This is a genomic window from Methanosarcina soligelidi, from assembly GCF_000744315.1.
GTDB lineage: Archaea > Halobacteriota > Methanosarcinia > Methanosarcinales > Methanosarcinaceae > Methanosarcina > Methanosarcina mazei.
The window spans coordinates 4041658-4064496 of sequence record NZ_JQLR01000001.1 but is presented as its reverse complement, the minus strand read 5'-3'; the positions used below and the strand labels follow the sequence as shown (position 1 = coordinate 4064496).

At 39.8% G+C, this 22839-nt stretch carries 23 protein-coding genes, 1 pseudogene and 1 CRISPR repeat array; of the genes and pseudogenes, 14 read left to right on the top strand and 10 right to left on the bottom strand.

The annotated features are described in order from the left end of the window. Nucleotides 1–64 precede the first annotated feature (64 nt). Nucleotides 65–4039: a CRISPR direct-repeat array (repeat unit 37 nt; unit sequence ATTCGCGAGCAAGATCCATTAAAACAAGGATTGAAAC). Nucleotides 4040–4377: 338 nt separating this feature from the next. The 4 genes from M886_RS17415 (at nucleotide 4378) to M886_RS17400 (ending at nucleotide 5613) form a co-directional block, all read left to right on the top strand. Further along, the gene (locus tag M886_RS17415; RefSeq protein ID WP_011032504.1) at nucleotides 4378–4626 is read left to right on the top strand and encodes a hypothetical protein; all 249 of its coding nucleotides are present in this window, start codon (nucleotides 4378–4380) and stop codon (nucleotides 4624–4626) included. 84 nt (nucleotides 4627–4710) lie between these two features. Beyond that, nucleotides 4711–4896, top strand: a complete 186-nt coding sequence (locus tag M886_RS17410) for a hypothetical protein (RefSeq protein WP_226987681.1) — start codon at nucleotides 4711–4713, stop codon at nucleotides 4894–4896. 74 nt (nucleotides 4897–4970) lie between these two features. Next, entirely contained in the window at nucleotides 4971–5222 is a 252-nt protein-coding gene (locus M886_RS17405; protein ID WP_011032502.1) for a DUF7557 family protein, read from the top strand. After that, nucleotides 5209–5613 carry a type II toxin-antitoxin system death-on-curing family toxin gene (locus M886_RS17400; protein ID WP_048044376.1) on the top strand — a complete coding sequence of 135 codons (405 nt, stop codon included), beginning with the start codon at nucleotides 5209–5211 and terminating at the stop codon, nucleotides 5611–5613. The genes M886_RS17405 and M886_RS17400 overlap by 14 nt, the downstream gene beginning before the upstream one ends. Nucleotides 5614–5966: 353 nt before the next feature. On the opposite strand, the gene M886_RS17395 is transcribed toward M886_RS17400, so the two are convergent. Then, nucleotides 5967–6542, bottom strand: a complete 576-nt coding sequence (locus M886_RS17395) for a hypothetical protein (RefSeq protein ID WP_048047975.1) — start codon at nucleotides 6540–6542, stop codon at nucleotides 5967–5969. A gap of 1113 nt (nucleotides 6543–7655) precedes the next feature. On the opposite strand from M886_RS17395, the gene M886_RS18815 reads away from it, so the two are divergent. Next, a complete protein-coding gene (locus tag M886_RS18815; protein ID WP_160173176.1) occupies nucleotides 7656–7796 on the top strand; it encodes a hypothetical protein in 141 nt (46 codons plus the stop codon). 205 nt (nucleotides 7797–8001) lie between these two features. On the opposite strand, the gene M886_RS17385 is transcribed toward M886_RS18815, so the two are convergent. The 4 genes and pseudogenes from M886_RS17385 to M886_RS18475 form a co-directional block, all read right to left on the bottom strand. Then, a complete protein-coding gene (locus tag M886_RS17385) occupies nucleotides 8002–8280 on the bottom strand; it encodes a hypothetical protein (protein ID WP_235204010.1) in 279 nt (92 codons plus the stop codon). Between the two features lie 12 nt (nucleotides 8281–8292). Further along, nucleotides 8293–8571 (bottom strand): hypothetical protein, encoded by a 279-nt coding sequence (locus M886_RS17380; protein ID WP_048039367.1) that lies wholly within the window; start codon nucleotides 8569–8571, stop codon nucleotides 8293–8295. Between the two features lie 379 nt (nucleotides 8572–8950). Beyond that, nucleotides 8951–10741, bottom strand: coding sequence for an RNB domain-containing ribonuclease (locus M886_RS17375; protein WP_268745893.1), 1791 nt, complete (start codon nucleotides 10739–10741; stop codon nucleotides 8951–8953). 176 nt (nucleotides 10742–10917) lie between these two features. After that, nucleotides 10918–11029: pseudogene (locus tag M886_RS18475) on the bottom strand (IS200/IS605 family transposase); the annotation flags it as partial. Between the two features lie 98 nt (nucleotides 11030–11127). Between M886_RS18475 and M886_RS17370 the strand changes: the two are divergent. Then, nucleotides 11128–11325, top strand: coding sequence for a hypothetical protein (locus M886_RS17370; protein ID WP_048037945.1), 198 nt, complete (start codon nucleotides 11128–11130; stop codon nucleotides 11323–11325). 423 nt (nucleotides 11326–11748) lie between these two features. Here M886_RS17370 and M886_RS18810 read toward each other — a convergent pair whose 3' ends face one another. Continuing rightward, nucleotides 11749–12441 carry a hypothetical protein gene (locus tag M886_RS18810; protein ID WP_160173175.1) on the bottom strand — a complete coding sequence of 231 codons (693 nt, stop codon included), beginning with the start codon at nucleotides 12439–12441 and terminating at the stop codon, nucleotides 11749–11751. Between M886_RS18810 and M886_RS18145 the strand changes: the two genes are divergently transcribed. After that, complete coding sequence (locus M886_RS18145) at nucleotides 12386–13009, top strand: PGF-pre-PGF domain-containing protein (RefSeq protein WP_080503019.1); 624 nt, start codon at nucleotides 12386–12388, stop codon at nucleotides 13007–13009. The genes M886_RS18810 and M886_RS18145 overlap by 56 nt on opposite strands. A 179-nt stretch (nucleotides 13010–13188) precedes the next feature. On the opposite strand, the gene M886_RS18805 is transcribed toward M886_RS18145, so the two are convergent. Further along, a complete protein-coding gene (locus tag M886_RS18805; RefSeq protein WP_155397790.1) occupies nucleotides 13189–13332 on the bottom strand; it encodes a hypothetical protein in 144 nt (47 codons plus the stop codon). Between the two features lie 92 nt (nucleotides 13333–13424). On the opposite strand from M886_RS18805, the gene M886_RS17355 reads away from it, so the two are divergent. Next, complete coding sequence (locus M886_RS17355) at nucleotides 13425–14276, top strand: metallophosphoesterase (RefSeq protein ID WP_084685116.1); 852 nt, start codon at nucleotides 13425–13427, stop codon at nucleotides 14274–14276. On the opposite strand, the gene M886_RS18800 is transcribed toward M886_RS17355, so the two are convergent. The 3 genes from M886_RS18800 to M886_RS17340 all read right to left on the bottom strand — a co-directional run bounded on the left by M886_RS18800 (nucleotide 14257) and on the right by M886_RS17340 (nucleotide 15667). Continuing rightward, nucleotides 14257–14451, bottom strand: coding sequence for a hypothetical protein (locus M886_RS18800; RefSeq protein WP_048038962.1), 195 nt, complete (start codon nucleotides 14449–14451; stop codon nucleotides 14257–14259). The genes M886_RS17355 and M886_RS18800 overlap by 20 nt on opposite strands. 2 nt (nucleotides 14452–14453) lie before the next feature. Beyond that, nucleotides 14454–14699, bottom strand: a complete 246-nt coding sequence (locus M886_RS17345; RefSeq protein WP_011032490.1) for a hypothetical protein — start codon at nucleotides 14697–14699, stop codon at nucleotides 14454–14456. A 569-nt stretch (nucleotides 14700–15268) separates the two neighbouring features. Then, a complete protein-coding gene (locus M886_RS17340) occupies nucleotides 15269–15667 on the bottom strand; it encodes a cupin domain-containing protein (protein ID WP_048046921.1) in 399 nt (132 codons plus the stop codon). 290 nt (nucleotides 15668–15957) lie between these two features. Here M886_RS17340 and M886_RS17335 point away from each other — a divergent pair, with 290 nt between their 5' ends. The 6 genes from M886_RS17335 to M886_RS17310 all read left to right on the top strand — a co-directional run bounded on the left by M886_RS17335 (nucleotide 15958) and on the right by M886_RS17310 (nucleotide 22625). Then, the gene (locus tag M886_RS17335; RefSeq protein WP_048051592.1) at nucleotides 15958–16596 is read left to right on the top strand and encodes a NosD domain-containing protein; all 639 of its coding nucleotides are present in this window, start codon (nucleotides 15958–15960) and stop codon (nucleotides 16594–16596) included. Nucleotides 16597–17261: 665 nt separating this feature from the next. Then, on the top strand, nucleotides 17262–17549 hold the full coding sequence (locus M886_RS17330) for a hypothetical protein (RefSeq protein WP_048037955.1): 288 nt from the start codon (nucleotides 17262–17264) through the stop codon (nucleotides 17547–17549). A gap of 281 nt (nucleotides 17550–17830) precedes the next feature. Beyond that, nucleotides 17831–19006 carry an acyltransferase family protein gene (locus M886_RS17325; RefSeq protein WP_015411171.1) on the top strand — a complete coding sequence of 392 codons (1176 nt, stop codon included), beginning with the start codon at nucleotides 17831–17833 and terminating at the stop codon, nucleotides 19004–19006. Nucleotides 19007–19369: 363 nt separating this feature from the next. Further along, nucleotides 19370–19723, top strand: a complete 354-nt coding sequence (locus tag M886_RS17320; protein ID WP_080931629.1) for a hypothetical protein — start codon at nucleotides 19370–19372, stop codon at nucleotides 19721–19723. Between the two features lie 668 nt (nucleotides 19724–20391). Next, complete coding sequence (locus M886_RS17315; protein WP_015411169.1) at nucleotides 20392–21066, top strand: nucleotidyltransferase domain-containing protein; 675 nt, start codon at nucleotides 20392–20394, stop codon at nucleotides 21064–21066. Between the two features lie 1199 nt (nucleotides 21067–22265). Next, nucleotides 22266–22625, top strand: a complete 360-nt coding sequence (locus M886_RS17310; protein ID WP_048051591.1) for a hypothetical protein — start codon at nucleotides 22266–22268, stop codon at nucleotides 22623–22625. Nucleotides 22626–22839 lie beyond the last annotated feature (214 nt).

Genomic DNA, 22839 nt, shown 5'->3' with positions numbered 1-22839 from the left:
AAGATCCATTAAAACAAGGATTGAAACATATCGGCTCTATACTCTGACACAGCGAAAACAGCAAATTCGCGAGCAAGATCCATTAAAACAAGGATTGAAACTCTCTCGTCTTCCCAAATCTTCCGTATGATTCAGGATTCGCGAGCAAGATCCATTAAAACAAGGATTGAAACTCGGCTAAGATATTATTGTCGAGAAAAACAATTTTAATTCGCGAGCAAGATCCATTAAAACAAGGATTGAAACTGATCGCTTCGTCTTCGATATGATCCCACGCGAAGAAATTCGCGAGCAAGATCCATTAAAACAAGGATTGAAACTTACCCAATGAAAAAATAGTCCATATCGGGTTCAGACCATTCGCGAGCAAGATCCATTAAAACAAGGATTGAAACGCAAGTTCGCCCATTTTTTCAGCAAACTGTCTTTCATTCGCGAGCAAGATCCATTAAAACAAGGATTGAAACTTATAAAAGTCTGAATTCTTGCAGTATGTGAGTCGATTCGCGAGCAAGATCCATTAAAACAAGGATTGAAACGCCGATCTTGTAAAAGCGAACGTCGGTCAAGCAGATTGATTCGCGAGCAAGATCCATTAAAACAAGGATTGAAACTCCAGATTTCCGTTGCTGTAAGTGGGAACCGTTTTATTCGCGAGCAAGATCCATTAAAACAAGGATTGAAACTAGTATAGTATAGTATAGAGCAATTCCAACCAATCAATTCGCGAGCAAGATCCATTAAAACAAGGATTGAAACTCCGCACACAATAAAATACAGATTATTGCAGGTTGAAAAATTCGCGAGCAAGATCCATTAAAACAAGGATTGAAACATGCACAGCCAATCGATTCGAGGTCTGTAATACTATTCGCGAGCAAGATCCATTAAAACAAGGATTGAAACTTTTCCTCATGTTTCCCCCGTCAGTTCTACAGTAATTCGCGAGCAAGATCCATTAAAACAAGGATTGAAACTCTTGATGAAAAAACAGGGGCGGTAACGTACTCATGATTCGCGAGCAAGATCCATTAAAACAAGGATTGAAACATGCGAGTTATTGTTCCTGGCGGCTATTATTCCTAATTCGCGAGCAAGATCCATTAAAACAAGGATTGAAACTACACCTGCATCGAACAGCCGGATATTGCATTTGTATTCGCGAGCAAGATCCATTAAAACAAGGATTGAAACTAAGTATGATTCAATAAGTTGTAGATTGCTTCGGCTTTATTCGCGAGCAAGATCCATTAAAACAAGGATTGAAACTATTGCCAAATAACGGATGCGTATCAAAATTATAATCATTCGCGAGCAAGATCCATTAAAACAAGGATTGAAACTATCCTCTGAATTATTGTCAAAATTAGCGTTAAGAATTCGCGAGCAAGATCCATTAAAACAAGGATTGAAACATATGGGGTTCGGTGGGGCTGCCCTCACCGGCGGGGCATTCGCGAGCAAGATCCATTAAAACAAGGATTGAAACGACTTTACGGTTAGAAGCATGTTATACACCTTTGCTATTCGCGAGCAAGATCCATTAAAACAAGGATTGAAACATCATTGTCCCTAACCTGGTAGCAGCTCACACTCTCATTCGCGAGCAAGATCCATTAAAACAAGGATTGAAACATCATTGTCCCTAACCTGGTAGCAGCTCACACTCTCATTCGCGAGCAAGATCCATTAAAACAAGGATTGAAACAGAATCTTGCCCTAACTTCTGTACTATTTCCTGAAATTCGCGAGCAAGATCCATTAAAACAAGGATTGAAACAAGTTAGAAGTTCCATCAGGTCACCTTATCAACAATTCGCGAGCAAGATCCATTAAAACAAGGATTGAAACTCTGGCCTCTCCTCATTGCCTGGCCCACATCAGTAATATTCGCGAGCAAGATCCATTAAAACAAGGATTGAAACTTTTGTAATAAATTGGTGTTACGCGGTAAAGGGAGTGAATTCGCGAGCAAGATCCATTAAAACAAGGATTGAAACACGACCAACCAGTGACACCCGGGCATTTATCCTGCATTCGCGAGCAAGATCCATTAAAACAAGGATTGAAACCTCAGCTCGGCGAGGCTATGAAATATGTGGCCCCACTATTCGCGAGCAAGATCCATTAAAACAAGGATTGAAACTTACAAATGTCGCCATAATAGTCGCTGAACTCGCACATTCGCGAGCAAGATCCATTAAAACAAGGATTGAAACTATCCTGGGCGACTACACCTGCCACGAAACTCCGGCATTCGCGAGCAAGATCCATTAAAACAAGGATTGAAACAATATTTATTAGGTGTATTAGTTTTTGGGATTTCAGAATTCGCGAGCAAGATCCATTAAAACAAGGATTGAAACCACAACTTCGCCGTACTGGCGACCTGAGCCAGATAAATTCGCGAGCAAGATCCATTAAAACAAGGATTGAAACATTAGTTGTATTCGACGTGTAGAGCCCCTTCGGGTCTATTCGCGAGCAAGATCCATTAAAACAAGGATTGAAACTACCCGCATGATAATTTCCAGTAATGGTATTATTATTCGCGAGCAAGATCCATTAAAACAAGGATTGAAACCACTAACAGCAACCGAAACCGCTATTCCCGGTAGTATTCGCGAGCAAGATCCATTAAAACAAGGATTGAAACTGGATCAGGTCATCAATTTCAGGGTCCGTAATGTCGATTCGCGAGCAAGATCCATTAAAACAAGGATTGAAACTGGAAAAATACCAAATGCTATTATTCAAGAGTTTGATTCGCGAGCAAGATCCATTAAAACAAGGATTGAAACAATTTCTGAGCTGCTCGTCTCTTGGCGTGCTTTTCATTCGCGAGCAAGATCCATTAAAACAAGGATTGAAACTATCTGCTTGTCCAGATTCACAAGGGCAAAATACATTCGCGAGCAAGATCCATTAAAACAAGGATTGAAACAAAATGTTACCAGAGGCCGCGCTCGGTCGCTGTTGAATTCGCGAGCAAGATCCATTAAAACAAGGATTGAAACCTAAAAAATTTAGGGAGGAAAGTCTCCACTAAGTTATTCGCGAGCAAGATCCATTAAAACAAGGATTGAAACTGCAGAACTTCACGGTGTCCATAGTCCGTAAAAGGTTTATTCGCGAGCAAGATCCATTAAAACAAGGATTGAAACTTGAAAGTATTCGCAATATAAACATGCACAATAGGTAATTCGCGAGCAAGATCCATTAAAACAAGGATTGAAACGTATAATCAGGAGCATACTTAAACGTTAATTTCATAATTCGCGAGCAAGATCCATTAAAACAAGGATTGAAACATTTCCACGTCTGCGCCTAATGTCGTGTCGTCCCATAATTCGCGAGCAAGATCCATTAAAACAAGGATTGAAACAAGAGGGTGTCGATTATTTCCTCTTGCATTGTCTTCTATTCGCGAGCAAGATCCATTAAAACAAGGATTGAAACCTTTTGGGACTCCTGCAACACTCACCTGCAAATATATTCGCGAGCAAGATCCATTAAAACAAGGATTGAAACATTTTACTAAGTGCGCAAAAGCGTTTTTTAGATCATTATTCGCGAGCAAGATCCATTAAAACAAGGATTGAAACTAGACCCCGCAAGGCCCAGAAGTGCGGTCCTAACAATTCGCGAGCAAGATCCATTAAAACAAGGATTGAAACTTTCATAAATTCGAGTCACATAAATATCCATGATTGATTCGCGAGCAAGATCCATTAAAACAAGGATTGAAACTGCGGCTTTATCTATTCAGGAATCTGAACTAAAAGATTCGCGAGCAAGATCCATTAAAACAAGGATTGAAACTGGGAGGATGATAAAATCAACTCTCAACCCTAATAATTCGCGAGCAAGATCCATTAAAACAAGGATTGAAACATACTTTCATCAGTCAATATTTCATTTTCGTATAGAATTCGCGAGCAAGATCCATTAAAACAAGGATTGAAACAATGGATTTGGAGACCGTTCTCTACTTGGACTTCTATTCGCAAGCAAGATCCACTAAAACAAGGATTGAAGCTTTTGTTATTGATACCGAAACCGCCTTTTCCGTTGAATTCGCGAGCATGGTCCATTAAGAGCCTATCCGAAAAGTGTTGTGACCTGTGTAGATGTCCGACACTAATATTTATCGAAACTTCTATAACAGCCAATAGTATATCCTAAGTGTGGTAAAGAGTCTTAGAGACATCCGGAAGAGAAAAGGGGAGAGCTGAAAAAAGATAAGTCACTCTTTTCCTGATCTTGAGCGTAATAACATCCTGAAAGGAAGTGTGAAGATACAAGACATACAGGAAGAGACCTAAACTGTATTATAGCAGAATAAGAAAAGAACTTCTGGAAGGAGGAATAAAAACCATGACAGAAATGACTCTAATAGAAGCACTGAAAAAACTTGCATTAATCACGAAAAAAGGACTGGATGAACTGATTCATATCCCGGATAATGCAAGTGGACCTATTACAATTGGTGAGGCAATTAAAGAAATACAAGATCACGATTCTGACATTTCTGAAACTGATGATTATATAATAGGTAGTGACGGTATCTGGAAAACAGGGGAAGATGGAAGCGAAATTGTATATCAGATTAAAGAAAGTGAGTGACAGCCTTTACTCTTCATTCAAAAAAGATATAGCTTCGGTGTCGCTATGCATAAAACTTTCAGGAACTTTAACGGTAAAACCTACATGCTCGACGAACTCAGTTATTTTGGGCTTGATAAATCCGATGCCGAGAAAAGAAAAGCCATGATAAAGAAGAGTGGGCTTGGGGTTAGATGCATAAAGAAAGCAAATGGCAAGTACGTAATATACCGTGAGTATATTGGGGATATAAATAAAGAAGATGGCTCTTCATTTTTTAGAGTGGGTTGAGAGCCTATCCAAAAAATTCAACCTTGGTAAATTGAATGTATATTTATTTATTCTATTATAACATATTATAATACATGTCTACTATAGCTATAGATCCGGATGTAAAGGAATCACTCAAAGAGTTAAAGTTAGCTCCCGAAGAGTCTTATAATTCAGTAGTTAAGAGACTTATTGGGGAAGTTAAAAAGAAAGAAGATTACAGTCCTATGTTTCCAAAAGAAGAAAAACAAGGACATAAGGAATCTCATATAAATGATTTTGATGCCTGGTTAGAAAAGAAGCTGGTAGAAGATAAAAACATTTTAGATGCACTTGGAAGAAAGTGATGTTTTGATCAGCTTAATTGAGATTTTGAAAATTCATCAAAAGGTTATAGATTACGATAAATTTAAAGATCCGGATGATTATACACCCGCAATACGTTCTTTAGCTACTTTAGAATTAATGTTTGAATATTTGATAAAAGAATCCAATACTATTTTCGAAAATGCCGCTGTAATAGTCTACACTATTGTTGCAAAACATCCGTTTTTCAATGGAAATAAAAGAACTGGTTATGAAGCCATGAATTTTATTATTGAAGATGGAGGATACAGGTTTACGTCTACAGATGAAGAGATGATAGAATTCATAATTAGAGTGGCTACAACAGAAAATGAGATGTCAATTGAAGAAATAAAAGAATGGATAATTCGACATACGGAAAAAATACTATAACCTCGAATCAAAGAGATTTACAGGGTACAAGTAATAATTCGCGAGCAAGATCCACTAAAATAAGGATTGAAACGTGACCTGAATCTGATAGTTGCTCCAAAACGGCTCTTCAATGTTTCGAATGGTTAACTTAAATTTTCCTGGTGTAGAAGTAGCATGCACAAAATATAGGAACAGATGTTGTTGAAAATCACATTCAAGCTTGATGTTCTCAATTTGATCTGAACACATTTTAACCAGGCAATTATTTTCAACCCACACAAAACAGCGAAGAGCCACAAACCTACCAGGGCAACTACAAAAAAGGAAATAATGGCGATAATAATGGTTTTTGTTTTTGGTTTATTCAATTGTTAATTTTTTATAGATCTCAACCGCTTTTTGAAATAAAACACGTTCAGTCCGACAACGCAGACGAGCGTCCAGGCGATCAGGAGTTCGGTCTGCTCCCTAGAAAAAAGTCCCACGAGAATCCCGACAAAGGCCCACCAGTGGGTGGCGAACACCACGGCGTTGCGCTTGCTTTGATAGAGTGCGTAGCCCGCAGAGAGCGCCGCGAGAAGCACGAGGAGCATTTGAAGATAGATTCCGAGCTTGGAGCTACTCTGGACGCCAAAGGAAAAAGCATACACGCCGATATTAGCGAGCACCGCAACGCTTGACCACCCCAGATACATCCCGACTCCGCCCTGCAGGAATAACTTCTCCTGGATATTCGCAAAACCCTGTTCCAATAGTCGGGGAAACGCCTTGAGCAAAGCGAAGTACATAAAGAGGAAAATGAGCACCGTCAACAGCAGCATTTCCCGCTCAGCCGCCATGAGCCAGAGGGTAAAACAGACGTATACCGACGAGAGCCAGAGATACACCGGCCTTGAAAATGTCCGTGTGCCAAAGAGATGCAGCAGCGCGTAGATGCTTGAAAACATGATTATCACTCCCCAAATGGCAAAAGTATACCCGGCTGGGGTGATGAGCAGTTCATTGAAATTACTGCCTCCGCTAAAAGACGAGAAAAAAATGCTGAAAATCTGCGAAACCGCTGTGACAAAAAAGACGATTTTATAGATTAGCATATTGTTATGGTTGGATGTTCATAGCATTTTAATTATTCTGCCCAAAGTTTGGCGATGTTCTTTTGAGTTTTTTGCCCGTAAATTTCAATCAGCATTTTGGCGTACTCGACGAGCATCCGCCCGGCTTCGATATCCTCCACAATTTTTTAGGATGGTGAGAGGCTGGAGAGGGATTTCATATTCATTAATCTTATTTGGCGAAATATTACCTTGGTCTCCGCCATCTGAAGCTACCTGAAAATAGTCGTAAAATTCATTAGAAAATAATATGACTTCAAAAAACTTTTGAAGTTTTTGTTCATTTGGTCTTACGAGACCAACACGCTGATTGAGAAGCAAACTATTAATTTGAGAAACAGATTCGAGAGCATATCCACTAAAACAAGGATTGAAACCTCTTCAAATGTTCAATCACCTCATTTCTATCAAATTCGCGAGCAAGATCCATTAAAACAAGGATTGAAACTTTCCTTCGATAACCTACCTTTAACACAAAAAACAGACATGATATTCTTCGAATAACATGCCCAAAAAATGAAAGTACTTGAGAGCACTTTCATGCCAAAGTATGAGAAACGCATATACTTGAGCATATACTTGAAAGACAGATTATCCTACTGGAAGAGATAGAAATTAACTCAGAAATTGAAGAATTATTGGATAATGTTAAATTGTATAAAAAAGGATCCTATAATTCAGTTATTAATAGATTAATTGAAAATGCGAAAAAAAGAGGAATAATATGAAACTATCAAAAATATTTAAAACTACTATAAAATTATGTAGAAAAGCAGACAAAAGTATGAAGAGAAATCACAAAATGATAACTAAAGTAAGAAGATAATTATTCGCGAGCAAAATCCATTAAAATAAGGATTGAAGCTGCAATTGACTTAACGCGAAAACACAAACACAAACCCCGATTTATGGAGACATGAAAAAATGAACTTTTGGACTTTCTTATTTTTGTTTATACTGTTGGCAGTCCTCCTTGCAATGGCGAAATATGCCGCGATTGCAGCCGGAGCAATTGCAGTTCTTGCCCTGATATACAAGCTGATCCAGAGCCGCAGGAGCGAGCGACCTGACACAAAAAAAAGAATGTAAGTGAGGGGGTTTTCCGGGAAAAGATAAGAAGCTGTGAGACCTGGCAGAACGCGGGAAATTCGCGAGCAAGATTCACTAAAACAAGGATTGAAACTCAGATTGACCCAAAACGCGGTCGTATTTGGCAATTATCGAGCAAGATCCACTAAAACAAGGATTGAAACAGTCTCATTAATCCAAACCCAAAAAAGTACCTTTCGCCGGGTCAGAGCCCAAACAAGGAACCTTTTTTTCCTTGTGGCTTTACCCTGCTATGGGTCTTCATGGAGCGGATCCGAAGGACGGCAGATTTGGTTTTATATTCTGAAGGAATTAATCTTTTAGCAACTGGATTTCCATAATGAACATCGTTTTTTATTAACTCTATTTTCTGATAAAAAGCATTAAGAATTGTCTCTTCCTGCTTTGAGTCCGAAGCCTTACTTATCAGATATTCGTATGCCTCATCAGCTTCGGGAGTTAATCTTACACTTACATGCTTCATGCCATTCACGTTTTATAGCTCGCGTCCGTAAATCGCAACATTCCTTAAATTATGATTTGTGTTGTGAATCCAGGTTATCCCTCTTAACCCAACAGCTATTTTATTACTTTTTTCCAGGTATTCCAAAATAGTCATTAAAGTATTGTGGTTTACCTGCCGAGGAAGCGCTTTTTTTAGTTCCGGAATAGTTATAACACTATTTGGGCTGTTTTGTATAGCATCTTCTACCATAATAATAGTGTTAAGAGTTGGAGAAGGTTTTATCTTATCAGAATTTAATGCCTCTGCCATTTATTCACTTCCATAGATTTGAAATAATTATGTAAGAAATAATTATTAGTTAATAACTTACTTGCATCAATAAATACCTGTGGTTTACGTTGACATCTGGCAGAAGAGACATTCCTTATTTTAAGAGGTGGATATGGCTTAATTCATTTCCGCTTTTTGCAGATCTCAACTGCTCTTACTATTTTTGCTCTTCCGTAGATCAAGATCTCTTCTCTATTCCTATTCCCGATCAAGATCCACAAAAACAAGGATTGAAACTGTAATCTGTTCCGTGAATCAATACAAACTGCTGAGATTTTTTATTCGAGAGCATATCCATTAAAACAAGGATTGAAATTAAAAAACCATGGTAGTTTTCACTACAACCTCGAAACCGGCATCAACTTCCTGTCACTAAAGTGTATATCATTGCTCTGGCTGCTAGCCTTTTGGCCCTTTGCTTTTTTCCTGCCTGGCCGGTGCTGGTCGAGGAGCCAAAAGTACAGGTACAGGTGAAGATTGGCCTGTTGGTTGCGCCTTCCATCTCAAAGGAATAAGCTGGCAAGGGAAGTTTTTTTGCCTGACAATATTCTTGCAGGGCAAAGATCGGGTCTTTTGACGTGTTAATTGTTGGGTCTTTTGACGTGTTAATTGTTATTTCTTCCTGACTGGCTGGCGAATCTTCTACCTTGATCTTCAAGTTAGGAGCAGGTAAGCCCAGAATAGTTGCTAGCAGACCTGCGGACGCTTGCTGCATGGCACCTTTCTTTGTCAGGTCTTCGTATGCAGCGGACCGGTACTCTCTGTCACCGATTCTAATTGCACTCATGGCAGTGAATGCCGGCAGGTTGCTTCGGGTAGTTTCTATCACTTCGTATACTGGCATCTGCCAGCCCGATATATGTTGTGCGATGTCGAAGACCGAGACGGCTTTCTGAGGCGCGGTTGCGATATCCTCCAGCAGCGCTATTTTAAGCTCAGTCCATTTTTCGCCATCAGGAGCTTGCAGGAGTACCAGCCCTGCGCAGATAACCGGCAGCTTGGCAAGGCGTTTCAGGAAGGCATCGAAATAAGCCTCGGGGCAGTCTTTACCCTCCCGGATCAGTACTTTGGTGATGCGCTCGAAGTCTGTATCGTTTGCATCTTCGATCCGATTACCCCGGATAGCCAACTCAGCTTCTTTATATGCCTTTTCCTTCATGTATTCGCTTTTAGCCCTGTCGTTTTCGATGTGCCTCATGTTGATATGCGATGCAATTGCCTGAATCTCTTCTTTAGAATGGGGTAAGGGCTCTTTTCGGATGTATGCACGGATCTGCTGGTGATTCACGAGATCAGCATACCTTCGGATGGGTGAGGTGAAGTGTGTATACGCTCCGAGGTTCAGTCCGAAATGGCCCATGATTACGGGGCCGTATTCTGCTCTATTGAGCATCATGTACGTGGTATGCCTGACGGCAGCTATGTTTACCTCAGGGATAAAAGCCATGCTTTCGAGCAACTTCAGCAAGTTCTCCCGCTCAGGGGTGGCACTCCGGGCTGTATGGTTACGGAAAAGAATAGGGATGTCATTTCTGACCGCATACTCTGCTATGGCCATGTTAGCGAGAATCATCAGCTCCTGGATGATAACGTAACCTATGGTATCCCCTCTGCATCTCAACTGCCGCACCGACCCTTCTTCACTCGTCACCAGCCCCCTCCCCAGGTCGTAGAATGCGAGCGCTCCATGGCTGCGGCGCTGCATTAAAAGGCCGCTTGTGAGCTGGCTTATGAGCTTGATGAGAGCATGCTGTGGGTGCTCTCTATCAGAGAGAATACGGGGGACGTCAGAGAATGCTAGCCGGGCTTCGCTTGTCATTATAGTCCGTAAAAGCCCTGTTTCGAGGATCGACAAATCTCTATTGAGGATAATATCCACGGCAAGGACATACTTCTCCTCTCCCGGCCATAGGGATAGCTTCCCGTCTGCGAGCCGCCTGGGTAACATCGGGCTGTTGCCGTTTGCATAATACCTGGTCTCGACCCGAGACATCGCAAATCTATCAAGCTCTGAATTTTTCGGAACGACCTTTGCGACGTCCGCAATCATGACCACGACGTGCCAGCCCCCATTTTCCGTGACTTCCACCCAGATTGCATCATCCATGTCCCGTGTTGTCACGTCATCAATCGTAATACCTCTGAGCATATCCGGCATAATACCACTTAGGTGCAAAATTTGGTATGCTTTCCTTATATGTATATTGGTAAGTAAAAAAGTGGTAAGGGGTTCTTATTTTTATGAAAAATTGTTTCACAGATTTTGCTCATATTTATATGAAGACGCGTAAAATCACTGAGCCTTTAGCTCACGGGATATAAGCTTCAACTTAAACCCTGATTCCGTATATAATATTCTGCTGGTTCCTTTGACATTTCCTATGCTAGAAGAAAAATGTCCATCACTCAATAACGTATTTTCTTCCCAATAGAGCCTGTAGACTTACCCTCGATAGAGGAAGGAATGAAACAGGAAGCTTTCAGTCTTTAGCTGAGTGGTAGTTCACGGACGTGAACTATAAAACGTGAATAAGCATGAACATAAAAAAGACAGGCTATCCAGAAGAAATAAATGTTAGCTGGTATACAATGGACCCATTACATTACCCTGTGTTCAATCAAAATGATGGATATCTCGGTGCAGTTCTCAGTCAGAGTGGTTTCCTGAGCATGGAAAGGCTGGCAGAAGCTGTAAGAAAGGCAAAAGCAAAAATGGCCAGATATCCATGGTGATTGATACGCATCAGAGGGTCCATTCACACTCAACGAAATAATTACTCGTCCCCAAATTTTCGCGAGCAAGATCCATTAAAACAAGGATTGAAAGTAAACAACATACTGATATACTAAGACTAATCGATAGTGGTTCTCAAACAAAACAACTAACATCAAAAATCTAACTGAGAAATTTACAGTTTTTTCATTCATTAAGACTATAAACTGAAGCGTTTTTTACATACCACTGGAAGTGAAAATCCATGTAGTGGAACCAGCGGTTATATGAGGAAAAAATAAATATTAATTTATATAGTGCGAACATAACGGAATTCAAAAATATAGGGGTGTTATTCTGACTGCAAAAAGAATATTCTCCATTTTATTTACAGTAGCCATTGCACTTCAGGTTATTGCCGTCGGTGCGGTTGCTGCAGCTTTTTATGCTGATAACGGGCCTCTGGCGGTTTCAGATGATGACACCGCGCCTGCTCCTGAACCTTCTTCAGAACCTGCGCCCGAGACAGATCCTGAGCCGACTCTCGAACCAGATCCCGAACCGGCTCCTGAGCCAGATCCCGTTCCAGACCCTGAGCCGGCTCCCACCCCGGACCCCGAACCCACTCCGGCTCCTGAACCAACGCCTGAGCCGACCCCCACTCCGGACCCCGAGCCAACTCCGACTCCTGAACCAACGCCTGAACCGACCCCCACTCCGGATCCCGAGCCTACTCCCGAGCCGACCCCTACTCCGGATCCTGAGCCCACTCCTACTCCGGACCCTGAGCCCACTCCCACCCCCGAACCAACCCCTACACCAACTCCAACTCCCGAACCAACCCCCACGCCAACTCCTACACCAACTCCTACACCAACCCCTACACCAACTCCAACTCCCGAACCAACCCCCACGCCAACTCCCACACCAACCCCTACACCAACTCCCACCCCGGATCCTAGTCCCTCTCTGACACCTGATGACAATAAAAGCAGCAGTGGTGGAAGCAGCGGAAGTAGCAGCGGTGGAGGTGGAGGCGGCGTATCTCCTGAGCCTCCGAGAAATGTTGAAGCAAAAGAGATTTCCCGGGCAACCATTTCAGGCGGTGAAACTGTCAGGTTTGAATTTAAAAACAATGCAACCTGTGTTGTTTATGTTGCCTTCCATGCAGTCGAAAACGCAGGCAGGACCACAACCATTGTTGAGCAGTTAAAGGAAAAATCCGTCCTTGTATCGGAACTGCCTGATGACGAAGTTTACAAATCCTTTAATGTCTGGGTAGGAAACGCAGGATATTCGACCTCAAACAAAATAGATAACCGTGCCCTGGGCTTCAGGGTAAATAAAGAATGGGTCCGGGAAATGGACATAGTCCCGGCTTCCATAACGCTTAACAGATATGAGAAAAAGGTCTGGGTTCCCCTATCCACCGAACTGACAGGAGAGAGCGATGAATATCTTTACTTCACTTCAGAAGTTCCAGGGTATGCGTCGTTTGTGATAACGGGCAATACCACTCAGGAGGTACTGGAAGAAGAGAGCGATCAGGTCCCCTCTGAAAGCAGGTCCACTGACGGATTTCAACTGGGGGATTTCGCAAAAAAAGCCGGGTCTGATAAGAACAGAAATACCATACTGAGCATCGTGATAGTGGTTGTAGCTCTATCGGTAGTGGTTGTTCTGTTAAAAGGCATGAAAGAATAAAACATTAAATGATAAAGAATGCGTGAATAAAGCATTGGAGCTGGCATAATCAACGTCTGGCATAATCAATGTCTGGCATAATCAATGGTTTTGCTCAAAATAATCCCGTATTTCGAGGGTGAACCGGGCAAAACCACTGAATTATCATGCAAGGGATTGTTTCACCTTCCAGTTCAGGATTATTTAACAGCCCTGACAAGGTGTTTTTGCTTTTCCCATAACTTCCGGTCTTCTTTCCGCTTTCTTTCCATTTTCTTTTCGTCTTCTTCCCGCTTTCTTTCCATCTTTCCCGTTTTCTTTCTGTCTTCTTTCCGCCTTTCCACCTTATTTCCTTTTTCTTTCCGTCTTCTTTCTGTCTTCTGAATGTTGTTACAAATTCTTTCTTTCAAACAGGCAAAAGGGTACGTGTTATATTATGAAAAATTTAAAAAAGAAACTTCTGAAACTTGTAAAAATCTTCGTAATAATTTTTGTATGTCTTGCAGCATTTTTCGTTTATATTTTTATTGAGCCTTACTGGATAAACGAAAAAACAACCACAATTAGCGACAGTGATGTGCCGCAAAATTTCGAGGACAAGAAAATAGTCTTCATTTCCGATATCCATCACGGCCCGTATTTCGAAAGGGAAAGAGTTGCAGACCTGGTAAGAAAAGTAAATGATCTGGAACCGGATATTATTATTCTGGGCGGCGATTATGTTTCCGGTGATGTGGGGTATATTGGTCCCTGTTTTGAAGAGCTTTCGAGACTCAAAGCAGATATGGGGATTTTCGGAGTTACGGGAAACCACGATGAATGGACAGATTACAATCTCACGGTAAAATGCATGGAAAATGCAGGGATCACTGTTTTGAGCAACAGGGCGGAATGGCTTGAGATTGGGGAAGATAAGATCAAAATTGCAGGCGTAGACTGGAGTACGGACTGGTATTTTAACTCTGAGCCTTATGTTGACCCGCTGGTAAAAGATGCTGAAGAAAATGATTTCGTGATTCTTGTTTCACATACACCCGATCTGGCTGAAGAATTGACCACAGATAAAATCGATCTTGTCCTCTCCGGTCACACTCATGGCGGGCAGATTACATTTTTCGGGTTATGGGCGCCGTATGTGCCTTCTTATTACGGACAAAAATACAGGACAGGAATTGTGAAAACCGATAAGACCATGGCTCTGGTCTCAAACGGCGTAGGAAACACATTTTTACCAATCCGCTTTTTTGCCAGGCCACAAATCAATATAATTATCCTTGATCATCCCTGAAAAATTCCAGCGCAAAATTATGGATTATTTCTTTAATTTCTTCCATTTTTTCTTCTTTTTCTTTTTCTTCTTTTTCTTTTTCTTCTTTTTCTTTTTCTTCTTCTTCTTCTTCTTCTTCTTTTTCAAATGATTCAAAGTGTGCTTGCCCTGTAATTTCCCTGTATCCGTAAAACAATTTCAGTAATCGTGCTTTTCTTTTTCCGGCTTAACTTTTTTGTTTTCTATTGATGATTTTTTTACATATTCTACAGCATCGGCTATTACAGATACACCAAAGTCATTTCCATATTCTTTAAACCTTAGACAGAAAGCTTGAGAAATAATTAAGGAGTGTGGCAGAGAATGATGAAAATTCGTATAATTTGTACGTATAAACTCATTAATATCATCCAGAACGTGTTCTGGAACTATTAAATGTGACATATTGGGTAATCTCCCAACAATAGAGTTATTTATTTCTGGCTATTTTCTTCTTATTATATAACTATGTTTTCACTTTTACTTGTTTTATTTTTCTTATTTTCTATCTAAATTCTCTACTATATGCGAAATATTTATGTATAAAAACGTATTTTTATTAAATAGCAAATCAAATTTACTTGATTTGTTCGCAAAACGGCATTTTCCTCCCCGAATCATTTTGCCATTCTAAACCTTTCCGTATCTGCAGTTTTCTGGAGCAGTTTGCCATTTTTACTCTCCTGAAATCTGCAGTTTTTCGGGATTCGGGAGCTAGATCTACTAGCACAGTGATTAATACAATTCCCAAAAACAGGCTTTTTTGCAAGCCCTGGCGCAACTGCAATTGCAGGGATGGCGCTTGAGAACGGGTCTGACTTCTTCTTTTTACGGAAAAAGCTTGAAAAGAGTCCAAGCGAAAAGCTTGAAGAAATATATAAATAAAAAATCTAAATAAAAAAGGTAAAAACGCTTTATTTTTAGAAAGCGTTTTATTCTGTGTATTTAATGCTTAAAAAATTCTAATTTAAGCCTTATTCTGTGGTCACGCCGTCGAAGTCTGCTTCATTTGCTTCTGCTTCTTCTTTTGTGGCGCGCACGATCCCGTCTTTGTGGTGTGCCGGGGAATAGATTGTGTAGAGCTTCAGTTCTTCAGTGTTTGAGGTATTGATGACATTGTGCTCAGCACCTGCGGGTACGATAACTGCGACTCCGTCACTGAGTTCGTATTCGTTGCCGTCAATTATGCACTTGCCCTGTCCTGCCTCAAAACGGAAGAACTGGTCGTTTTCTTCGTGGACTTCCATTCCAATGTCTTCCCCTGGCTTAAGGGTCATTAATACCAGCTGGCTGTGCTTTGAGGTGTAGAGAACCTTGCGGAAATTTTCATTTTCCAGAGTAGCATCTTCGATATTGATAGAAAATCCTTTCATGTTTTTCAATTAACGGTAATTGTATATAGAACTTTTGTGTGCTACAGCAGTTATTATATAAATTGAAACACAATATTTCCTTATTATGGGAAGGCTGATTATTTATTGAAATGGGGGCAGGATCACTTTATATAAAAAATTAATTTTTCTAGCCAGAATAATAAAAATAATTCTTAATTACAGCCTATCTTTCTTTATCTAACAGGAGAGTACTTGCATGTGGAGGGGAACTTCGTCAATAACTTTAAATTGTAGCCCATCTTTCTTTATTTAACAGGAGAGTACTTAACATGTTGAGAAAACTAATTTTAGCGATCTTAATAACAACCCTGCTAATAGGGACAGCCTCTGCTGCAACCCTTTATGTAGGCAGTACAGCCAAATACAAGACTATCCAGAGCGCTGTGAATGCAGCAAGCGACGGAGATACGATCAAAGTAGCAAGTGGAACCTATAATGAATATGTTTCCATCTCTGGGAAATTCATCAACGTATATGGGACAGGGTACCCAAAAATGAACGGGTTCAGGGTAACCCAGGGGGGAGCGGTTATCAACGGATTCAATATCCAGAAGAATGGGGTCGATTTCCAGGGTGCAGGCAATAATAATACTGTCCGTAATAATTATTTCTATAACTGTGGTGTCAGCATCACAGGGCTAACCTGCAGCCAGAATACTATTATGAATAATCAGATAACTAACGGAACGGTAACCCTGTGTGAAACCTGGGATAACGTGGTCAAGGGCAATACAATTACAAAAGCCAGAATCGGACTCTATATGTACGAGGGTGCGACCTGCCCGACCATTACCGGAAATACATTCTCTTACTGTGATATTGGTGTGAAGCTTCCAGCGGTTCCTCCGGGGATGATAGGCAATAAGTACATCGGAAACAGGATAAACATAAAAATAGCTGATTATTAAATAAATGGGTCGGGGGGGCCATTTATTTAAGATAATAGTTATTTTTTCAGTTACCTGTTTACTTACATGTTTACTTACATGTTCAGCTACTTATTTAGTTTCTTTTAGATACTGTTTAGTAATGATCTTAGTTGCTTTTTAGTCACTTATTTAGTTTCTTTTAGTTACTGTTTAGTAATGATCTCAGTTGCTTTTTAATTACTTTTTAATTACTTTTTAATTACTTTTTAATTACTTTTTAATTACTTTTTAATTACTTTTTAATTATCTGTTTAGTTACACGTTTAGTTATTATTTTAGTTCTTTTTTAGTTGCTCTTCTCCTTTTTCCTTTTAGAAAACACATTGATTGCATTTTATGCTTCCTTAATTTTATATTAGTCGTATCTTTCGTCTGCACATTATGCCGGTCGAATAAAAATCAGGATTAGGCGGGTTGAAACTTATTATTATCTTTTGGTCTGCTGCGGTTTTAAGTGCTATAAGGATAATAAAAAAGGTTGTTCTATCTCCCTAAATAGAACTCCCATAAAAAACCCTGTGCACGAAGCTGAAAGTGTGAGCCGGACAAGCATATTGAAAAAAATGGCTGAAAAAACAGATTGATAAAGATGGCTAAAAAAGCAGGTCGTGCAGCAGTTTAACAGTTAAAATGTGTGATCCAACATGTCCAGAAAATACAGCAATAAAACAACCCATTTCGTCCTCCATGATGACGGTACATTCGACGTTTATATGAATAAAAAATTCAAAGAATGCGGGATATACGAGGAAACCCCTGATATTGTAAAACTCGACTATTACAAACACACTTCAATCTTCCAGAAAGAGGAAGGGTGTTTAATTTCTGAGAACTGCAGAATCTGGGTAGAAGACAGAATAATGAACGTCCCTGGCGGTATTCTGAATAACGGGGTTTTTATAGCCAACAATGACAGCGGGAATACTACCTAAGGGTGCGGAAAAATAAGAAGAAACTGAAAGCCAAAGCCAGGTCTTAAAGGGATGAAAGTAATCCCGGAGCTTTTTTAATATCTAATTTTTGTCTTCTCTTATTCTTATTTATTACAAATTTTTTATATGTCTGCTTTGGCCCGGAGCACCGTCCATTAACACGCATTAATAAAGTACTGAAGCAAATGGAAAGACTTATTTTATCTGTGGCTCTCGTTATTCAGGAGCAGAATCTATCTAATAATAATACTCCTGATCCCCTTATATCATGAGTGATAAAAATGACCGGGAAAATAACCTATCTTGACGGACTGCGAGGTATAGCTGCAATAAATGTCATGATAATGCACTTTTTTGTTGCATTAGCCCCGGCTATGGTTTATGGTGATAAGTATCCTTCACACTTCGGAAGCCTGGACCATATTTTTTCTACCACGCCGCTCGGTCTGATCGGTGCAGGTAACTTTTCGGTCTGTATCTTCTTTGTCCTGAGCGGCTATGTTTTAACCCGGAAGTTTTTTCAAACGAAGGAAAACAGTATTGTCATAAGCAGTGCAGCACGTCGGTACCTGAGGTTGTTTGTTCCTGTATTTGCAGCAGTGATGTTCTCGTACTTATTGGCATCAACCGGGTTGTATCGTTACTACATTGAAACCATGACGTTTGCTGCAGGCAGTAACTACCGGGACTACTGGACTTTTACGCCCGGCATTCTTGATGCAGTCAGGCAGGCAGCATGGAATTCTTTTTTTGTAGGAGGGGCAATTCCGTATAACCCGGTTTTATGGACAATGTCAATAGAATTTTACGGGTCCATGCTCGTCTTCACAATGGCATTATTATTCGGGTCTCTTCGAAACCGCTGGACTTTCTACCTTGCAGCAGTTCTGGCTTTAATTAATTTTTACTACCTTGCTTTTATAATAGGAATGGTCTTTGCAGACATATTCAGCAGTAAGAAATCGATATTTAAAACAGATAACAGGATAGTATTGTTTATCATAATGATCTCAGGGCTCTTTCTGGGTTCATATCCCGTAAGCCCTCTTGCAGAGAATTCTGTATACGGATTCCTGAATAATGGCTTTTTCAGAGATCCAAAAATGACCTATCATATCATAGGCGCAGGGATGGTAATGTATGTCTTATTGAACAGCATCGACCTGCAGAAGGTTTTTTCTTCCCGTGTGCCTGTATTCCTCGGAAAAATATCCTATTCCCTGTACCTTGTGCATTTCCCCGTGATAAGCACTTTTAGCTGTGCATTGTTCCTTCTCCTGTATCCTGTATTCTCTTATGTGCAGGCTGTTTTAATTTCATTTGTTCTGTCTTTACTCCTTATTATACCGTTGAGCTATCTATTTTATAAGTACATTGATGTGGCAGGCGTAAAATTATCAAAGGAGTTTTATAGCCGGTTGTCCCGTCCTTTGATCCCGACAGTACAGGATACATAAATGCTTACCTGAAAGATTCAACTACTTTTAAAGGATTAAACTACTCTCAAATATTCAACTACTCTTAAAATATTCAGCTACTCTTAAAATATTCAACTACTCTTAAAATATTCAGCTACTTCCAATTTTTATTCTATAGCTTAATATATCTGTAAATACTATTTTTCTATATCTGCTTTTATTTTAATGCGGCGAGATTTTATATACGTAAATATTTCCAGCTTTGGAGTGAAATTTTTAATAGCAACTAATAATTTAAAGCTCCTGAACCCAAAATTCAGGTTCTTTAGCCTGGAGGTGGTTGAAAAACACCTGGAGCCCATTCTCCTGGCGAAGGTCACTTAAAAAAGGAAGTGAAGGATTTTGACCACAGAAAAAATTAACAGTCCTGTTAAAAAATTCAGACGTTATATTGAAATGAATAAGGATCATCAGGCTTATTCAGACTTTAAAGAAGGAATAAATAAAGGTCTGGACATAGCCAGATATACCTTCGAAGAAAACGTAGATAAGTTCTCTTTATCCTTTTCGGATGAGGCTGGGGTTGTAAAGGCAAAAAACTTACAGGATGAATTTAGCCAGCTTCTGGATGAGATTGTCCTTACAAAAAAGCCAAATTGCTCTGAAGAGTGTTTAGATGGGATATATATGGGATTTGAAAGGTCTAAAAAAATATTTGAGGATTTCCTGCAGGAGGCTTTACCAGTTGAGAATTAAAGAAAATCCTCTTAATTTATTATAATTAATCGAGCTTTAAATCTCCATTCTTAAAGTTTCTATTCTTAAATATCCGGTTTCTAACCCTGATTTCTCGTTTAGCCTCGATTGGTATAGTCTTCAGGTTATTGATTCCTCCATTTGCCTGGGAGGGACAAATCTGGGTTTCGGTCTCTTTTTATGGCTATACAATCTCTTTTTATGATTAATTTCCGTCTTTTTTATGGTTATATAGTCTCTCTTTATGATTATGTAGTCTATTTTATGTAGGACTTACGCGGTTGAACTGAAAAACGATGGCGTAAAACCTTCAACTATCTAAACTATGGTTTCAACATCAATGCCTATTGGTCTTGATTTTAAATCTCAAGTGCGTAAGTCCTATTATGGTTATTATTTCCTGACACGTCCTGAAATCTGAATATCAAAGGATAACCGGGTTTTGTGAGTTCATGAATTAAATAGTAAATTTTATGTAAATGATTTCAGGAAAAAGAGTCTGATAAGGGCTCTGGAAAGTACACACCACAACAGTAAAGACCAGTTGACAGCTAAAAGAATTGATCACTGGCAGTCGAATTAAAGGAATTAAATGGATTTAACCAGGGAAATCAAATTAAAGGAATTTAGTGGTCTAACCAGAAAATCAAATTAAGGAGGTTAAGTGGATGAAAGTATCCTTTGAAGAGCTGGACGGGAAGGTAGTGTTCAGGATTTCGGAATTTGACTCAAAATACGAAAGTGTCCTGAAAATGTGTTATTATGAAAACGATGGTAGAGGATACGTAAAAGTCTACCCTCAGAACGCCAAATACATGGACAAAATAAAAAAAAGATATTCTGAGAATGCGAAACTGATGTTTGACCAGCTCGGGTATTTTGCTCCTGTCCCATGGGAACAGGCTTTAACAGAATTTTGTCGGAAAGCTCAGGGTACGGATATTGACTGGTGGCTGACAGGGAGCTGTGCCGCCTGCATCCGCGGCATTAAAATGAACCCACATGATGTTGATATTATGGTTGATTCCAGGTGTATCGATGAAATCACTGAAGTTTTCTCAGACTGCCTGATCGAGCCGATTATTGATACTAACGGATGGCTGACAAAGGACTTCGGTGTTATTTTCCTGCATGCAAGAATAGATATTGCATCTGATCCCCAGGAGATTCTGGATGTTCCTGAGCCAGTAGACTGCGGTCCTTACGCAAGGCAAAACCTTGAGACCGTAAAATGGAATGGGCATGAAATAAAGGTCCCACCTCTGGAACTGCAGCTAAATGTAAACAGAAGAAGGGAGAGGATGGACAGGGTAAAGCTTATCGAGGAATTTATAAATAAATAGATTCCCTCGTTTTGATGGGCAATTAATTCCTGCAAGGCAGGGTTAGCAAACAGGCGCAGTTTACCTCATTGTTACCGGAAACATGTAAACAGGCTTCCAGGCGCAACAGTGAATGCGTAAAAGTCTTCTGTGGGCTTACATAAAAATCAGTTCTCTTTCTTTTTCTACTGGTCTCAATACTTTATTTCTTATCAGCTTTTATAAACCGGATCTGGAGAGTATATGCAGTTTTCCCTGCGGGACTGAAGGGCAAGTTCGGTGACGGCGGCAACACCATTATAGGTTTCCGGGAACGGTCTGGAGGCGGATACACTGCGGTCATAGCCCGCGTCAAAAATAAACGATCGAATAAATAAATTCTACAGCTAGATGTTAACAAAATTCTAACTGACAGGTGGATTTCCGGTTAAATTTTCTTTGCGGCTGGTTATCCCATTAAGGATAAATTCGGGAGAGAGACAGGGCTGCAGCCTGACCTCCAGGAAATGAATGCCTCCAGTAGAATGACTCCAGCAGTCGGTGTCATCCCAGTAATTTGTTTCCTGAATCTATATTCCTCAGTATCCCTATTCTTTATTATGTTCATTTCGAACTATTTAATACCAATATATTATAAATATCTCTAAATATATCTGTTATCTGGAAACGGATCTTTTAAAACCGTGATTCATGAGGATATGGATGCCCTGGAACCAGGATTAAGGTACTATCCTATGTTGCAGTCCGTATGTTGGAATCTGTTAAAGTCTTACTTTCAGTTATAATGTAATATATGCCTTTAATTGCTTATTTGAAGATACGGACAGAATATTTTCAGTCAGATATGCTCACCCAGATCTGTTCCTCAGATACGCTTAATCCGATGTGTTTAATCAAGATATGCTCAATCAGATCTGTTAAATCAGATACGCTCAATCAGATGTGTTAAATTAGATACGCTTAATCCGATGTGTTAATGCAGGGATGAAGTTCCAGTAAAACTCCAGCTTATTCCTGGTTATATTCAAAATTTCCAGGCTTAAGATCATCCCGGTGTCAAGAAATAATTATGATAAAAAGAAGCCTGTAGATTGGGAAGGATTTATGCCCATTATATATATAAATAATGGAAAATAAATGCTCTAACCAGATTCCACCAGTACAGGATTTGATTTTTTCTTTTGTTGCTCAGTTTATGTTTTTGTCAGGGAGGGAGGAGTTTGAAACAGAGGCGAATTAAAAAGACAGTTAGAAAGTTCAGTGATTTAATTGAAAGAAATAAGGATAGACGAGCTTATTCTGATTATAAAGAAGGGATAAATGAAGGCCTGGAAATAGCTAAAGACACTTTTGAAGATAACGTAGAAAAGTTTCTTTCTACGTCTACAGATGAAGATCCTCAAACAAAGATACGCAGCCTTCAGGATAGATTTAACCTGATTATAGATACGATCGTTGTTAAAGAAAAACCAAATTATTCTCAGGACCATCTGGACGGAATATACGAAGGGTTCGAAAAATCCAAAAAGATATTTGAAAATTGTATACAGGAATACTATCATTCTGATTCGGAATCCTGATCTCACTTCTGCCAGCGTTCATTTCGACAAAGAAAGTTTGCCTCAATTATTTTAATCGATAGTTCTGCTTGATCCTGATGCTGAGGAACTCTCAGATAAAGCCCCCGGAAATAACCGGACTTACAACTGTTCAACAGGTTGAGGATAAGAAATCAAAAAGAGCATGTATTAATACGAAAGGCAAAGAGCATGTATTGATATAAAGGCAGTGTAC

What these genes read in the sequence shown, in the direction of transcription:
- M886_RS17415 (WP_011032504.1), top strand. Translation starts at nt 4,378, where the DNA reads ATGACAGAAATGACTCTAATAGAAGCACTGAAAAAACTTGCATTAATC.
- M886_RS17410 (WP_226987681.1), top strand. Translation starts at nt 4,711, where the DNA reads ATGCTCGACGAACTCAGTTATTTTGGGCTTGATAAATCCGATGCCGAG.
- M886_RS17405 (WP_011032502.1), top strand. Translation starts at nt 4,971, where the DNA reads ATGTCTACTATAGCTATAGATCCGGATGTAAAGGAATCACTCAAAGAG.
- M886_RS17395 (WP_048047975.1), bottom strand. Translation starts at nt 6,542, where the DNA reads ATGTTTTCAAGCATCTACGCGCTGCTGCATCTCTTTGGCACACGGACA.
- M886_RS17385 (WP_235204010.1), bottom strand. Translation starts at nt 8,280, where the DNA reads ATGAAGCATGTAAGTGTAAGATTAACTCCCGAAGCTGATGAGGCATAC.
- M886_RS17380 (WP_048039367.1), bottom strand. Translation starts at nt 8,571, where the DNA reads ATGGCAGAGGCATTAAATTCTGATAAGATAAAACCTTCTCCAACTCTT.
- M886_RS17375 (WP_268745893.1), bottom strand. Translation starts at nt 10,741, where the DNA reads ATGCTCAGAGGTATTACGATTGATGACGTGACAACACGGGACATGGAT.
- M886_RS17370 (WP_048037945.1), top strand. Translation starts at nt 11,128, where the DNA reads ATGAACATAAAAAAGACAGGCTATCCAGAAGAAATAAATGTTAGCTGG.
- M886_RS17355 (WP_084685116.1), top strand. Translation starts at nt 13,425, where the DNA reads ATGAAAAATTTAAAAAAGAAACTTCTGAAACTTGTAAAAATCTTCGTA.
- M886_RS17345 (WP_011032490.1), bottom strand. Translation starts at nt 14,699, where the DNA reads ATGTCACATTTAATAGTTCCAGAACACGTTCTGGATGATATTAATGAG.
- M886_RS17340 (WP_048046921.1), bottom strand. Translation starts at nt 15,667, where the DNA reads ATGAAAGGATTTTCTATCAATATCGAAGATGCTACTCTGGAAAATGAA.
- M886_RS17335 (WP_048051592.1), top strand. Translation starts at nt 15,958, where the DNA reads ATGTTGAGAAAACTAATTTTAGCGATCTTAATAACAACCCTGCTAATA.
- M886_RS17330 (WP_048037955.1), top strand. Translation starts at nt 17,262, where the DNA reads ATGTCCAGAAAATACAGCAATAAAACAACCCATTTCGTCCTCCATGAT.
- M886_RS17325 (WP_015411171.1), top strand. Translation starts at nt 17,831, where the DNA reads ATGACCGGGAAAATAACCTATCTTGACGGACTGCGAGGTATAGCTGCA.
- M886_RS17315 (WP_015411169.1), top strand. Translation starts at nt 20,392, where the DNA reads ATGAAAGTATCCTTTGAAGAGCTGGACGGGAAGGTAGTGTTCAGGATT.